This is a genomic window from Pannonibacter anstelovis, assembly GCF_036881715.1.
Lineage (GTDB): Bacteria > Pseudomonadota > Alphaproteobacteria > Rhizobiales > Stappiaceae > Pannonibacter > Pannonibacter anstelovis.
The window spans coordinates 133706-148394 of the sequence record NZ_JBAKBF010000009.1; the positions used below are offsets into that span (position 1 = coordinate 133706).

14 protein-coding genes are annotated in these 14689 nt (G+C 64.1%); 13 read left to right on the forward strand and 1 reads right to left on the reverse strand.

All coding sequences use genetic code 11. From position 1 onward, the window contains the following. Positions 1-108: 108 nt before the first annotated feature. From V6L75_RS14925 to V6L75_RS14965, 9 genes are all read left to right on the forward strand, one after another. The gene (locus tag V6L75_RS14925) at positions 109-1662 is read left to right on the forward strand and encodes an ABC transporter ATP-binding protein (protein WP_334252277.1); all 1554 of its coding nucleotides are present in this window, start codon (positions 109-111) and stop codon (positions 1660-1662) included. Next, the gene (locus tag V6L75_RS14930) at positions 1659-2774 is read left to right on the forward strand and encodes an ABC transporter permease (RefSeq protein WP_334252278.1); all 1116 of its coding nucleotides are present in this window, start codon (positions 1659-1661) and stop codon (positions 2772-2774) included. The genes V6L75_RS14925 and V6L75_RS14930 overlap by 4 nt, the downstream gene beginning before the upstream one ends. Before the next feature lie 14 nt (positions 2775-2788). Beyond that, positions 2789-3757, forward strand: a complete 969-nt coding sequence (locus tag V6L75_RS14935; protein WP_334252279.1) for an ABC transporter permease — start codon at positions 2789-2791, stop codon at positions 3755-3757. Next, positions 3754-4143 carry a cytidine deaminase gene (gene cdd / locus V6L75_RS14940; protein WP_334252280.1) on the forward strand — a complete coding sequence of 130 codons (390 nt, stop codon included), beginning with the start codon at positions 3754-3756 and terminating at the stop codon, positions 4141-4143. Before V6L75_RS14935 ends, cdd begins: the two co-directional genes overlap by 4 nt. 46 nt (positions 4144-4189) lie before the next feature. Then, the gene (locus V6L75_RS14945) at positions 4190-5002 is read left to right on the forward strand and encodes a purine-nucleoside phosphorylase (protein WP_019963429.1); all 813 of its coding nucleotides are present in this window, start codon (positions 4190-4192) and stop codon (positions 5000-5002) included. After that, positions 4995-5780, forward strand: coding sequence for a deoxyribose-phosphate aldolase (deoC, locus tag V6L75_RS14950; protein WP_334252281.1), 786 nt, complete (start codon positions 4995-4997; stop codon positions 5778-5780). The genes V6L75_RS14945 and deoC overlap by 8 nt, the downstream gene beginning before the upstream one ends. Before the next feature lies 1 nt (position 5781). Next, a complete protein-coding gene (gene deoA, locus V6L75_RS14955) occupies positions 5782-7098 on the forward strand; it encodes a thymidine phosphorylase (protein ID WP_334252282.1) in 1317 nt (438 codons plus the stop codon). 154 nt (positions 7099-7252) lie between these two features. Further along, on the forward strand, positions 7253-8479 hold the full coding sequence (locus tag V6L75_RS14960) for a phosphopentomutase (protein ID WP_334252283.1): 1227 nt from the start codon (positions 7253-7255) through the stop codon (positions 8477-8479). Between the two features lie 136 nt (positions 8480-8615). After that, the gene (locus tag V6L75_RS14965; RefSeq protein WP_334252284.1) at positions 8616-9611 is read left to right on the forward strand and encodes an adenosine deaminase; all 996 of its coding nucleotides are present in this window, start codon (positions 8616-8618) and stop codon (positions 9609-9611) included. 53 nt (positions 9612-9664) lie between these two features. On the opposite strand, the gene V6L75_RS14970 is transcribed toward V6L75_RS14965, so the two are convergent. Further along, positions 9665-10927, reverse strand: coding sequence for an MFS transporter (locus V6L75_RS14970; RefSeq protein WP_334252285.1), 1263 nt, complete (start codon positions 10925-10927; stop codon positions 9665-9667). 253 nt (positions 10928-11180) lie between these two features. Between V6L75_RS14970 and V6L75_RS14975 the strand changes: the two genes are divergently transcribed. From V6L75_RS14975 to V6L75_RS14990, 4 genes are all read left to right on the forward strand, one after another. Beyond that, positions 11181-12404 (forward strand): DUF1688 family protein, encoded by a 1224-nt coding sequence (locus V6L75_RS14975; RefSeq protein WP_334252286.1) that lies wholly within the window; start codon positions 11181-11183, stop codon positions 12402-12404. Between the two features lie 81 nt (positions 12405-12485). After that, positions 12486-13115 (forward strand): uracil phosphoribosyltransferase, encoded by a 630-nt coding sequence (gene upp, locus V6L75_RS14980; RefSeq protein ID WP_050472227.1) that lies wholly within the window; start codon positions 12486-12488, stop codon positions 13113-13115. Positions 13116-13142: 27 nt separating this feature from the next. After that, positions 13143-14066 carry a ribokinase gene (locus V6L75_RS14985; RefSeq protein ID WP_334252287.1) on the forward strand — a complete coding sequence of 308 codons (924 nt, stop codon included), beginning with the start codon at positions 13143-13145 and terminating at the stop codon, positions 14064-14066. Between the two features lie 71 nt (positions 14067-14137). Continuing rightward, positions 14138-14629 (forward strand): retropepsin-like aspartic protease family protein, encoded by a 492-nt coding sequence (locus V6L75_RS14990; protein ID WP_334252288.1) that lies wholly within the window; start codon positions 14138-14140, stop codon positions 14627-14629. Positions 14630-14689 lie beyond the last annotated feature (60 nt).

Below are 14689 nucleotides of genomic sequence, written 5' to 3' on the forward strand. Positions count from 1 at the left end.
TGAGCCGGAAGGCCAGAGCAAGGGCCAATTCCTTGATGATGCCGTGCCGTACGCCCGGCCCCTTCACCGACTGACGCCGGCCCTGTGGCCAGACGCGCGGGAGCATCCATGACCGCCGCCATCGAGCTTCGCAAGATCAACAAGTCCTTCGGGCCCGTGCACGCCAACAAGAACATCGATCTTGTGGTGGGCAAAGGGTCGATCCACGGCATCATCGGCGAGAACGGGGCCGGAAAATCGACCCTGATGTCGATCCTTTACGGCTTCTACAATGCCGACAGCGGCGAGATCCTGGTGGATGGCAAGGAAGTGACCATCCGCGACTCCCGCCATGCCATCGGCCTTGGTATCGGCATGGTGCATCAGCATTTCATGCTGGTGGATCCCTTTACCGTGCTGGAAAACGTCATGCTGGGCGCCGAAGGCGGCAGCATGCTGGCGGGCGGTGCGGGCAAGGTGCGGGCCGAACTGGCCCGGCTGGAAAGCGAATATGACCTGAAGATCGATCCCGATGCGGTCGTCGGCGACCTGCCGGTCGGCCTGCAGCAGCGGGTGGAGATTCTGAAAGCACTCTGCCGCGGCGCGGAAGTGCTGATCCTGGACGAGCCCACGGGAGTGCTGACCCCGGCCGAGGCTGACCATCTCTTTGAAATCCTGAAAGTCCTAAAGGCACAGGGCAAGACGGTGCTGCTCATCACGCACAAGCTGCGCGAGATCATGGCCATCACCGACACGGTGTCCGTCATGCGCCGCGGCGAAATGGTGGCCACCCGCAAGACGGCAGAAACCTCCATGGAGGAACTGGCCGAGCTGATGGTGGGCCGCAGTGTGCTGCTGAAGGTCAACAAGCAGCCAGCCAAGCCCGCCGAACGGGTGCTGGCCGTCGAAAACCTCACCGTCACCGACAGCCGGGGCGTCGATGTGGTGAAGGATGTTTCCTTTGAGATCCGCGCCGGCGAAATCGTCGGCATTGCCGGTGTCTCGGGCAACGGCCAGTCGGAACTGCTGGAGACTCTGGCGGGCATCCGCCGGGCCCGCAAGGGCCGCATGTGGCTGAATGGCGAGACCATAGATCTTGCGGCCAACCCCAAAAATCCAGCGGAAATCCGCGCCATGAGCATGGGCCATGTGCCCGAAGACCGCCACCGCATGGGGCTTGTCACGTCCTTTGCAGAATATGAGAACGCCATTCTGGGCTATCACAACGATCCAGCCTATTCGAAGGGCCCGCTGCTGGACATGCGGGCCATCCGCAAGGCGGCCGAAGCGGAAATTGCCAAATACGACATCCGCCCGCCCAACCCTCTGCTGAAAACCGCCAATTTCTCCGGCGGCAATCAGCAGAAGGTGGTTCTGGCCCGCGAGATCGAGCGGGACCCGAACGTGCTGCTGGTCGGGCAGCCAACGCGCGGCGTCGATATTGGCGCCATCGAATTCATTCACAAGCGGCTGATCGAGCTGCGCGATGCAGGCAAGGGCCTGCTGCTTGTCTCCGTGGAGCTGGACGAGATCCGCTCCCTGTCCGACCGCATCCTGGTCATGTTCGACGGCCGCCTTGTCGGCGAGCGCGGACCGGATGCCACCGAAAACGAATGCGGCCTGCTGATGGCCGGTGTCACGGATGACGTGCCCGCCCGCGCCGCCCAAGGAGGCAGAGCATGAGTGCCGGTTCCCTGCCCCGCTGGATCGACTTCGGCCTGATCCCGCTTGTCAATCTCACGGCGGCTTTCCTCGTCTCCGGCCTTGTGGTGCTGCTGATCGGCGAGAACCCGCTGGATGCGGTTCAGATCCTGCTGTGGGGGTCCCTCGGCTATGGCGAGGGGATCGGCTTCACGCTGTTCTACGCCACCAACTTCATCTTCACGGGCCTTGCCGTGGCCGTTGCCTTCCATGCCGGGCTTTTCAACATCGGCGGTGAGGGGCAAGCCTATCTCGGCGGTCTTGGCGCTGCGCTTGCCTGCCTTGCGCTGGACCAGTATGCGCCCTGGTGGATCACGGTTCCGTTTGCCGTGCTGGCGGCAGCCCTTTATGGCGCAGCCTGGGCAGCCATTCCTGCCTGGCTGCAGGCAAAGCGCGGCAGCCATATCGTCATCACCACCATCATGTTCAACTTCATCGGCACCGCGCTGATGGGCTATCTGCTGGTGAAGGTGATCAACAAGTCCGGCTCCATGCAGCCGGAAACCCGTACCTTCTCCGAAGGCGGGCAGCTGCCGCTGCTGGGGGATTTCTTCGGCACGGATTTCTTCGGCTCGTCGCAGGTCAATCTTGCAGTCTTTCTTGCGCTGGCAGCCCTTGTGCTGGTGTGGCTGCTGATCTGGCGAACGCGGCTTGGCTATGAGATCCGCACCTTTGGTGCCAATCCCTCTGCCGCCGTCTATGCCGGCATTTCACCCGTGCGCATCACCATCATCACCATGCTGATTTCCGGCGGGCTCGCCGGGCTGATGGCCATCAACGAAATCGTCGGCTCGCAGCACCGGCTGCTGATCGAATTCGTCTCCGGCTACGGCTTTGTGGGCATCGCCGTGGCGCTGATGGGCCGGGCGCACCCGGTGGGCATCATGCTGGCGGCGATCCTGTTCGGCATGCTCTACCAGGGCGGTGCCGAGCTTGCCTTCGAAATGCCGGCGATCACCCGTGACATGATCGTGGTCATCCAGGGCCTCGTCGTGCTGTTTGCCGGGGCGCTGGAGTACATGTTCCGCCCGGCGCTGGTGCGTCTGTTCAGCTTCTCCGCCAAGCCGGCCGCCGCTGCCGGCAAGACGGCCTGACGGGAGAACGAGCCATGTTCGAGACCCTTATCCTCATCCTCGACTCTACAGTCCGCCTTGCTGCGCCGCTGCTGCTGGCCTGTCTTGCCGGGCTTTATTCGGAACGTTCGGGCATTGTCGACATCGGCCTCGAAGGCAAGATGCTGGGCGCCGCCTTTGGTGCCGCCTCGGTTGCCTTCATCACCGGCAATGCCTGGGCCGGGCTTGGTGCGGGCATTGTTGTCGCTGTCGGCCTTGCACTGCTGCATGGCTTTGCCTCGATCACCAACCGGGGTAATCAGATCGTGTCCGGCGTCGCCATCAACTTTCTAGCGGCAGGGCTGACGGCGCTTCTGGGGCAGGCCTGGTTCAATCAGGGCGGGCGCACGCCGTCACTGTCAGCTGGCGGGCGTTTTCTCGACATCGAACTGCCCTTTGCCGCCGCCCTGAAGGACGTGCCGGTCATTGGCGGCATCTATTCGGAGCTGATTTCCGGACACAATATCCTCGTCTACCTCGCCTTCCTTGCCGTTCCTGCCACATGGTGGGTGCTCTACCGCACCCGTTTTGGCCTGCGGCTGCGCGCGGTGGGCGAGAACCCGGCAGCGGTGGATACGGCAGGCATCTCCGTCACCTTCCTGCGCTACCGGGCCGTGATCATGTGCGGCATTCTCTGCGGGTTTGCGGGCAGCTATCTGGCCATTGCCCAGTCCTCCGGCTTCATCAAGGACATGACGGCAGGGCGCGGCTACATCGCGCTGGCAGCACTGATCTTTGCCAAGTGGAAGCCAGTGAACGCCCTCTACGCCTGCCTCCTGTTCGGTTTCCTGGATGCCGTGGCGATCCGGCTTCAGGGCCAGCAGGTTCCAGGCATCGGTGAGGTGCCTGTGCAGGTGTTCCAGGCCCTTCCCTACATTCTTACGGTCATCCTGCTGGCGGGCTTCATCGGCAAGGCCATTCCGCCCAAGGCCAGCGGCATCCCCTATCTGAAGGAGCGCACATGAGCGCGGTGGACAAGCTCTTCGAGGCGGCAAAGGCCGCGCGCGAAAACGCCTATGCCCGGTACTCGGACTTCAAGGTCGGCGCGGCGATCCTTGCCGCCGACGGCAAGATCTATCCGGGCTGCAACGTGGAGAATGCCGCCTATCCGCAAGGCGTCTGCGCCGAAGCCGGAGCGATTTCCGCCATGGTTCTGGCCGGTCAGCAGCAGATCGAGGAAGTGGTCGTCATCGCTGACGCCGCCCTCTGCACGCCCTGTGGCGGCTGCCGGCAGAAGCTGAAGGAATTCGCAGGCGGTTCCGTCAAGGTCCACATCGCCAATCTCGAAGGCATCCGCCGCACCTTCACCGTCGACGAATTGCTGCCCGCCGGTTTCCAGCTTCTCGACTGAAGCAAACCTGCAAGGCTGAAACAGAACAACACAAGGGACGAACGCCATGAGCAGCTATGGCAATGACTGCGCGGAAATCGTCCGCGCCGCCCGCCCGGGCAGCTATCGCATCGGCATGATCCTGGGCTCCGGGCTCGGTGAACTGGCGGGCGAGATGGAGAATGCGGTCCGCATTCCCTACAGCAAGCTTCCGGGCTTTCCGGTTTCCACCGTCTCGTCGCACGGCAGTGAGCTGGTGGCGGGCGAGCTGGAAGGCGTGCCGGTGGTGATCCTCTCGGGCCGCGCCCATTACTATGAGAGCGGCAATCCCTCCATCATGCGCACGCCGGTCGAAACGCTGAAGGCGCTCGGCTGCGAGATCCTGCTAGCAACCAATGCCGCCGGGTCCCTGCGCGAGGAGGTGCAGCCGGGCAGCCCGATGCTGATCACCGATCACATCAACTGGTCCGGCCTTAATCCGCTGATCGGCGAGGAAGACGAAAAGCGCTTTCTCGACATGACCGCCGCCTATGACAAGGACCTGCAGGCCGCCATGCACCGCGCCGCGAAGGCCGATGGCCATGCGCTGGCGGAGGGCGTCTACATGTGGTTCTCCGGCCCGTCCTTCGAAACCCCGGCAGAGATCCGCATGGCGCGCATTCTGGGTGCTGATGCCGTCGGCATGTCCACCGTGCCGGAGGTGATCCTTGCAAGGTTCCTCGGCATGCGCGTCGCCGCCATGTCGATCATCACCAATCTGGGCGCAGGCATGCAGGCCCATGGCCTGTCCCACGACGAGACCAAGTCCGTCGCCAAACTCGGCCTTGCGCGCATGAAGCAACTTGTGCGCGGCTTCGTGAAGGAGATTTCCCATGGCTGATGCAGCCAGCAAGGCGGAACTTGCCGCCCGTGCTCTCGCCCTTGTCGATCTGACGAACCTGAATGACGGCTGCACCGCCGCCGATATCGATGCGCTCTGCGCCCGCGCCGTGACCGAGCATGGCCATGTGGCCGCCGTCTGCGTCTATCCTGCCTTCGTTGCGCAGGCGAAGGCGAAGCTGGCCGGTACGCCGGTGAAGGTCGCAACCGTCGTCAACTTCCCTGCAGGAGGTGTGGACACCCGCGCCGTGGTGGAAGAGACAGCCAGGGCCATTGCCGATGGGGCGGACGAGATCGACCTCGTGATGCCCTACCGCGCCTTCGTGGAAGGCCGCCGCGGCTTTGCCGAAGAGATGATCATCCGCGTCAAGGCAGCCATTCCGGCCCCGGCGCAGCTGAAGGTCATTCTCGAGACCGGTGAGATCGGTGACCCGCTGCTGATCCATCAGGCCTCGCTCACCGCCATTGCAGCCGGTGCCGATTTCATCAAGACCTCCACCGGCAAGGTGAAGGTCAACGCGACGCTGGAAGCTGCCGAGATCATGCTGACGGTGATCGACGAGGTACGCACCGAACAACCCGGCCGTCACGTGGGCTTCAAGCCCGCAGGCGGCATCCGCACGCTGGACGAGGCTGCCGCCTATCTGGCGCTGGCCGACCGGATTCTGGGGCCCAACTGGGTTTCATCGGCCACATTCCGCTTCGGCGCCAGCGGGCTGCTGGATGCACTGATTGACGTGATCAAGGGCGGCGCAGGCAGCGCGCGCGAAGGATACTGACATGCTGGCACAGGAACTCATCCGCAAGAAGCGGGACGGCGGCCAGCTGACGCGGGAGGAAATCGCCTTCTTCGTCAAGGGCCTTGCAGATGGCAGCGTCAGCGAGGGGCAGGTCTCGGCGCTGGCTATGGCCATCTTCTTCCGGCGCCTGACCATTGACGAGCGCGTGTCCCTGACGCTGGCCATGCGCGACAGCGGCACCGTGCTGGACTGGTCCGATGTGGACGCACCGGTTCTGGACAAGCACTCGACCGGCGGCGTGGGCGACAACGTCTCGCTGATGCTGGCCCCTGCCCTAGCCGCCTGCGGCGCAGCCGTGCCGATGATCTCCGGACGCGGCCTTGGCCACACCGGCGGCACACTGGACAAGTTCGACAGCATCCCCGGCTACAAGACCCAGCCGGACAATGCCCTGTTCCGCAAGGTGGTGAAGGAAGTGGGCTGCGCCGTCATCGGTCAGACCAGCGACCTTGCCCCGGCCGACAAGCGCTTCTACGCCATCCGCGATGTGACCGGCACAGTGGAGAGCATCGACCTCATCACCGCCTCGATCCTGTCCAAGAAGCTCGCAGCGGGGCTTCAGGGCCTCGTGCTCGATGTGAAATGGGGCACCGGCGCCTTCATGCAGAGCTTCGAGGAGGCCAAGGCATTGGCCGAAAGTCTCGTGCGCGTCGCCAATGGCGCTGGACTCAAAACCACGGCCCTGCTGACGGATATGAACGAGTCCCTCGCGTCTGCCGCAGGCAATGCAGTGGAAATGCAGAATGCGGTGGACTTCCTGAAAGGCACCTCCATCGACAGCCGCCTGTGGGACGTGACCGTGGCACAGGGCGGCGAGCTGCTGGCCACCGGCGGCATTGCCGAAAGTGCCAGAGAAGGCTGCGATCTGATGCGTGCCGCGTTTGAAAGCGGCCGGGCGGCAGAAAAGTTTGCCGAAATGGTCACCGCCCTCGGCGGCCCGGCGGACTTCATGGAAAAGAGCGAGCTCTATCTCGCCAAGGCGCCCGTCATTGCTCCGGTCTATGCGAAAGAGCCGGGCGTGATCACTGGCGTTGACGCCCGCGCCATCGGCGTTGCCGTGGTGGAGCTGGGCGGCGGCCGCCGTGTCGCGGCTGATGTGATCGACCCGTCGGTCGGCTTCACGGAACTGGCCGGCATTGGTCACCGGGTGGATGCAGATGCCCCGCTTGCCATCGTCCATGCCGCCACTGAAGACGCAGCGCGCCGCGCCACAGAGGCCCTCAACGCCGCCTACAGCATCGGCGATGCCGCCAGCGTCGAGGACCATCCGATCGTGGCTGCCCGTATCGCACCCTAAGGTGCGATACGGCGTGGGAATGCGATCGCGCCCTGAGGCGCGGTACAGAGCGAAAATGATATCGCGCCGTAAGGCCGCGCACGACAAGCAGCCGAAAGAGCTGCCGTGAAAGAAAATGAGAGGCGTCACGCCTCGGGAAAAAAGGAAACAGAGCATGCCTCGCGCCATTCTCGTTGTGCTCGACAGTTTTGGCATCGGCGGTGCGCAGGATGCCGCCCGCTTCGGCGATGAGGGCTCCGACACGCTGGGCCATATCGCGCAGCGCTGTGCGGACGGAGAAGGTGACAAGCCGGGCCTGCGCAGCGGGCCGCTGCATCTGCCCAACATGAACCGCCTCGGCCTTGGCGCCGCCGCCACGCTGTCCACCGGCAAGACCCTGCCCGGCCTTGCGCCGGACCCTGCCCCCACGGGCCTGTGGGGCTATGCGGCGGAAGTGTCCAACGGCAAGGACACCCCGTCCGGCCACTGGGAAATCGCGGGCGTGCCGGTTGAGTTCGACTGGGGTTATTTCCCGGCCACCATCCCCACCTTCCCGGCGGAGATGATCGCCGCCATTGTTGCGGAGACGGGCATTCCCGGCATCATCGGCGACAAGCATGCCTCCGGCACGGAAGTGATTGCGGAGCTGGGTGAAGAGCACCTGCGCACCGGCAAGCCGATCTTCTACACCTCGGCGGATTCCGTGGTGCAGATCGCCGCCCATGAGGAGGCCTTCGGTCTCGAAAGGCTCTATGCCTTGTGCGAAGTGACCCGCAAACATGTGGATCCTTACAACATCGGCCGCGTCATCGCCCGGCCCTTTACCGGCACAAGCGCGGCGGATTTCGTGCGCACCGCCAACCGGCGCGACTACTCGGTTCTGCCGCCCGAGGCGACCCTCCTCGACAGGTTGACAGCCGAAGGGCGCACGGTGATCGGGGTGGGCAAGATCTCCGACATCTTCGCCCATCAGGGCGTCACCAAGGTGCTGAAGGGCGCCGGCAACGGCCAGCTTCTCGACAAGACGCTCGAAGCCATGGACATGGCGCAAGACGGCGATCTCGTCTTCACCAACCTGATCGACTTCGATTCCCTTTATGGCCACCGCCGTGATGTGCCGGGCTATGCGGCAGCGCTGGAAGAGTTCGACCGGCGCCTGCCGGAGCTGATGGCGAAGCTCAAGCCCGGCGACCTGCTGCTGCTGACCGCCGACCACGGCTGCGACCCCACATGGCGCGGTACGGACCACACGCGCGAGCATGTGCCGGTTCTGGGCTTTGCTCCCGGCATCGCAGGCCGGAGCATCGGCGGGCGCGGCACCTATGCGGATATCGGCGAGACCATCGCCGAGCATCTGGGCATTGCCGCCGGGCGCCATGGCCGCAGCTTTCTGGCAGCCTGACTTTCCACCGGGAAGCGGCCTCCATGCGCCGCTTCTTCTTGACGCAACGTGCGGCGGCGGGAACAACTTTGTCAGTGAATGAGCCGGATCATGACATGGACCCGGCAGGCAGCTTTCAGGGAAGGACGGGCGGCCCATGGCAGTGCAGGAGCAGGTGCTCAAGGCGGAATTGCACTGCCATATCGAAGGGGCTGCCCCGCCCGCACTCGTTCAGAAGATCGCAAAGCGCGAGGAGATCGACGTTTCCTCGATCATCGACGCCAAGGGCCAGTACCGCTGGAGCGACTTCACCACCTTCCTTCAAGCTTATGACCTTGCCAGTTCCGTCTTCCGCCGCCCCGGAGACTATGCGCAGCTGAGCGAAACCTATTTCCGCATGCTCGCCGCCGAAGGGGCCATTTACGGCGAGATCTTCATCTCTCCCGATCATGCCACATCGGCGGGCCTCTCCTACCGCTCCTATGTGGAAGGACTGGCGGCAGGCCTTGAGCGGGCCAGGGCGGAAACCGGCATCGAAGGCCGGATGATTGCCATTGGCGTGCGCCACTTCGGTGCGGCCTCGGTGGAACGGGTGGCGAAAGAGGTCGTCTCCAATCCGCATCCGCTGGTGACGGGCTTTGGCCTTGCAGGCGACGAGCGCGAGGGCCATCCAGCCAATTTTGCCCGCGCCTTCCGCATGGCAGGCGAGGCCGGACTGGGACTGACCGCCCATGCAGGAGAGTTCGGTGGCCCGGAAAGCATCAGCGCCGCCCTCGACTTTCTGCGCGTGCGGCGCATCGGCCATGGGGTGCGGGCCATCGAAAGCCCGGCACTGGTGGACCGGCTGGCGGCGGAGCGGATCGTGCTGGAGGTCTGCCCCGGCTCAAACGCCGCGCTGGGGCTTTATCCGGTGCTGCGCTTCCACCCGGTCAACCTGCTGCGCCGGGCGGGCGTGCGCATCACCCTCAATTCGGATGATCCCCCCTTCTTCCGCACCACGCTGGGGCGGGAATACAGCCTGACGGCCAAGACCTTCAACTGGACACAGGAAGACCAGCGCGTCTTCACCCGCACCGCCATCGAAGCCGCCTTCTGCGACAAGGCGACCAAGGAACGGCTGCTGGCCAAGGTGGACAACCAGAAGCTCGGCTAGGTGGTTGCGGGCATAGGGGATTGCAGCCGGCAAACAGACAGCTGCTGCCCCCCTCAGGCCACAGCTTCCTTTTTCTGCTGCTCGTCGTCAGAACGCGGGTCCATGGCGGCGGTTTCCGGAGTGGACAGGCGGCCTGTGGTTATGACGGGCACGAAGTCCGACTTCTCCGCGACGCTGAGGCTTGCGCGCTGGGTCATGCGCCAGATGGTGAAGAGCACCATCAGCAGATGAGCGCCCGCCGTTACATGGAACAGGGCCGAGGGCGAGGTAGCAGACATAAGCGCCGCAGCCGCGATTGGGCCGATCATGGTGCCGACGCCATAGAGCATCAGCAGCCCGCCGCTGGTCTTGAGGAACTCGCCCGGTGCCGCGTGGTCATTGGCATGTGCGACGATGACCGGATACATGGAATAGATCATGCCGCCGAAGAGCGACACAAAGATGATCACCGTGGAGCTGCCGGGCGCGGAGAGCAGCGACAGGACAATTTCCACCACCATGGCGACCAGTCCCATGCCGATCAGCACGAGGCGCCGGTCGATCCGGTCTGACACCATGCCCACCGGCACCTGAATGAGGGCGCCAATCAAGAGCGACAGCGACATCATGACGGCAACATCACCCACCTCAAGACCGATGCGCCGCCCATAGACCGCGCCCAGCGTGCCGAAGGCACCGTTGGAAATGCCGGTCAGGACAACGGCGACCACGGCAACCGGCGAGTTCTTCCAGAGCTTGCGCGGGTCCAGCCGCGCCTGCGTCAGCGGCGTGGGGGTTGCGGCGGTGGAAAGGGCCGTGGGCAGCAGCGACAGGGAATAGATGATGGAGCCCACCACGAAGAAGACGAAGCCGGTGGGATCGCCCAGCGTCAGCAGCATCTGTCCGATCGTGGTCGAGCCCAGGTTGATCATGGTGTAGATGCCGAAGACCCGCCCGCGCGTCTTGTTGTTGGCGCGCTCGTTGAGCCAGCTTTCCACGATCATGGCGCCGCCTGCGAAGCAGAAGCCGGTGAGCGCGCGCAGCGGAATCCAGACTTCCGGCATCATGAACAACAGGTTCAGCAGCATGGAGATGGCGGCAATGGAGGCCATCACGCCAAAGGTGCGGATGTGACCGACGCGCTTCACGATCATCGGCACCAGCAGGCAGCCGGCAATATAACCCGCTGCCCAGCCGGCCCCCAGCATGCCGAGAGACGTGTCGGAGAAGCCCTCGGCAAGACCGCGCACAGGCAGCAGCAGGCCGTGCAGCCCGCCTGCCATCAGCAGCAGGCCAGAACCAAGAAGGAGAGCGGCGATGGAAAGCACGGTCGACATGAAGAAATCCGGAAAGCAGCAGTGATTTTTTTAGCCTCAGCAGCGCGCATGGCGTGAGGAGCGTGACTCATGCTGCCCGAGACAGAGGTCAGACGACAAGACAAGCTTGTCCCGGATCGTGCATGATGCTGGTTTATCAACCGTTCATGGTTTCACGGCAGCAACATGACAGCCCCCTCCCCTGTAATCTGACATGACCTGGAGGTCCAACGCCTGTAAGACCAGAGCGTTCCATCGAAAGGACGCGAAGCCGATGACAACGCCCGCCGCCCCCGAAACATCCTCTGAAGCCATCCACCTGCTTACCGCGCAAGCCTTGCGCGAGGGTGCAGCCTGTTTGCTGGATCTGGCACGGCGCGATGCCCTTTCCGGCATCCGGCTGAACGAAAGCCGGCTGGAGCCACTTGCCCAAAGGGTGGCTTCGATCCTGCGCGCTGCGGCGCCGGAGGCCGGGCTTGCCCCGCACACCCTGTGGCGGCTGGCAGAGGCTGGCGGAGAAGACCGCTGGGGCATGATTGCCGGTGCCCGCGCCTTTCCCGATGTGCGGATGATGGGCCGCGCCGCCTTTGATGCGGCCATCGCGGCAGTGCTGATGACCCCGCCTGCGGATCCGGGATGGAGGTTCGATGACCCTTTCACCGGGGAGAGCCTTGCAGGGGCTGAAGGCATGATGGCGGCCACCCTGTCCGCTTTCACCAGCGGGCTTTTCTCCGCCGTGCCTGCTGATCCCATCCGCGCCGATGCCCATGCGCTCATCCGGGTGGAAACGGAAGAGCTTGCCCGGGTCCTGCAGGTGGACGAGGGCCATGCGGCCACACTCACTGCCCGCCTGCACCGGCTGGGGGAACTTGCAGGCATGCGGCCCGATCTCTTTGCCCGCGATGATGAGCCGCGCCCGGGCGGATTGTTCGACGTGCTGTTCGATGAAGGGCAGGAAGACGGCAGCCTGAGCCTTGCGCGGATTTTCGCGCTCGTCATGGAAGGGCTGGTGCCGCTGTGGGAGGGGACTGAAAGCCTCAAAGGCGTGCCGCTGGGTGATACGGTCCGTGTGCCCGCGCTTGCGGGCAGCATGGCTGGCGAGCCCTTGCTCCCGTTGCATGAACGCGCAAGGTTTCTGGCGCTCTCCCTCGTTGAGCCGCTGGCCTGGGCTGGCATCGCACCGCTGGATCTGGATGCCCTTGGCGGCCCCACGGATACAGACCATGTGCAGCTGATGCTGGCGGGCAGCGTTGTTTCCTTCGCCCTACAGGACGGCGATGCACGGGTGCAGGCAGCAATCCTGCGCGGCCTCACCGGAACGCTGACCCTTGAGCTGGCAAACAAGGTTCGGGAGGTCCTGGAGTTGGAGGCAGAGGACCTGCCTCTGACCTGCATCGAAGAGGCAGGCACCTTGCCGCTTGCTGCCATGCTTTTGCGGGAAAACCCGGCAGCTGTTGAGGACTTCGGCAAAATTGCCGCCGCCGGGACTGTTTTTTGAGCGCTCTTCGGTGCATAGGAAAAGACAGAGACATCAGAAGACACAACGGCCCAAAGCCGCAAGAACAGGAGACAGGCAGTCATGTCCGGAGCCATCGTAGTTGATCATCCGCTGGTCCAGCACAAGCTCACGATCATGCGCAACAAGGCCACCTCCACCCAGGGCTTCCGCCGCCTGCTGCGCGAGATCTCGACCCTGCTGTGCTATGAGGTGACCCGCGACCTGCCGCTGACGCAGATCACCATCGAAACGCCGATCTGCGAGATGCAGGCCCCGACACTGGCGGGCAAGAAGCTTGTCTTTGCCTCGATCCTGCGCGCCGGCAACGGCCTGCTGGAAGGCATGCTGGATCTGGTGCCCTCCGCCCGCGTTGCCCATGTCGGCCTCTACCGTGACCCGGAAACCCTGACGCCGGTGGAATACTACTTCAAGGCCCCGGAAGATCTGGGCGAGCGCCTTGTCATCGTTGTCGACCCAATGCTGGCCACCGCCAATTCGGCCATTGCCGCCGTTGAAAAGCTGAAGGCCCGCGGCGCCAACAACATCCGCTTCCTCTGCCTGCTGGCAGCCCCGGAGGGTGTTGCCAAGTTCATCGCCGCCCATCCGGACGTGCCGGTCTACACCGCCTCCATCGACGCCAAGCTGAACGACCACGGCTACATCGTTCCCGGCCTTGGCGATGCGGGAGACCGCATGTACGGCACGAAGTAAGACTGACACCGGCAGGAGCAGCCCCGCATGATCACCGTCTTCGGGTCCATCAATCTTGATCTCGTCGCGGCGGTCGAGCGTCTGCCTCTGCCGGGTGAAACGGCAGCCGGGCCGGACCATCAGAACTTTCCTGGCGGCAAGGGCGCCAACCAGGCACTGGCTGCCCGCCGCGCCGGAGCGGACGTGGCCATGACAGCTGCGGTGGGAACGGATGTGTTTGCCGCCCCTGCCCTTGCCAATCTGGAAGCCGCCGGTGTCGATCTGTCCGGCGTGCGCCGTCTCGACGGGGCAACCGGCATTGCCATGATCGGCGTTGAAGCCAGCGGCGAGAACCTCATCATCGTTGCCAGCGGCGTCAATGCCCGCGTCTCTGCCAGCTGGCTCAAGGGCAAGCTGCCTCAAGGCTCCATCCTGCTGATGCAGATGGAAACCCCGGCGGCTGAAATCCGCGCCGCCATTGCCGCTGCACGCGAGGCCGGCGCAACAGTGATCCTCAACACCGCTCCCGCCGGAGACCCGGCCGTCAGCGAGCTTGCCAGCCTCAGCGACATTGTCATCGCCAACGAGAGCGAGGCGATGGAGATCGCTGGAAAGCTGGGCCTGCCGGGCGAGCCGGAAGCCTTCGTGCGCACCGTCGCCGAAGGCAGACTCGGCACTGCGCGGCTCGCTGTCGTAACGCTGGGCGCCAAGGGCGTCATCGCCCATGACGGCACGGCGCTTTACAGCGTGCCCACGCCGAAGGTGCGTGTGGTGGACACTACAGGCGCAGGCGACGCTTTCTGCGGCGCCTTTGCGGCGGCGCTTGACCGGGGCGATGAACTGGGGGCAGCGCTGGCCTTTGGTGTTGCCGCCGGAAGCCTTGCCTGCACCGCCAATGGCGCGCAGGGCAGCGCACCAGATGCCGCTGCCATCAGCCAGCTTGCCGCAACGCTCCCCATCACCCGCAGCTGACCCCGTTCACCGGATGCTAAGCCGGATGTGACAAGGATCGTCCGTCCATCCTCTGTGTATCCGGCAAGGTCATGCTGCGTTACCTTCTGATCCTCGTCTTGCTTGTTGCCCTGGTGCCATTCGTGCCTGGGCTGGTTGAGTTTGAGGCCGGGGACGAAACGGGTGGCGACCTTAAGACCAGCCGGACCGCTGGGGGCACGCTGAAACTGAAGGCGGAGCGGAACGGCCATTTCATCGCGGGAACCCGCATCAACGGAAAGACGTTGAAGATGATGGTGGACACAGGCGCCACCTTCGTCGCCCTGCCTGCATCCGACGCCCGGCGTGCCGGGATCAAGCTGCAGGAACAGGATTTCACCGCCCGGATCAGCACCGCAAACGGCATCATTGCCGCTGCGCCGGTGAAGATCAAAACCCTGGAGCTGGGTCCTCTGTTTCTTCGGGATGTGGATGCAGTGGTCATTCCCGATGCCTCATTGTCGACACCACTGCTTGGCATGTCAGCGCTGCGCCGGTTCAAACGATTTGATATTTCTGGTGACACGATGCTTCTGGTTCAATAATGTCCAGCCGCTCGGATAGCCCTCATTTCGTTAGTCTTTTCCGGCACAAGCTTTTGCGAG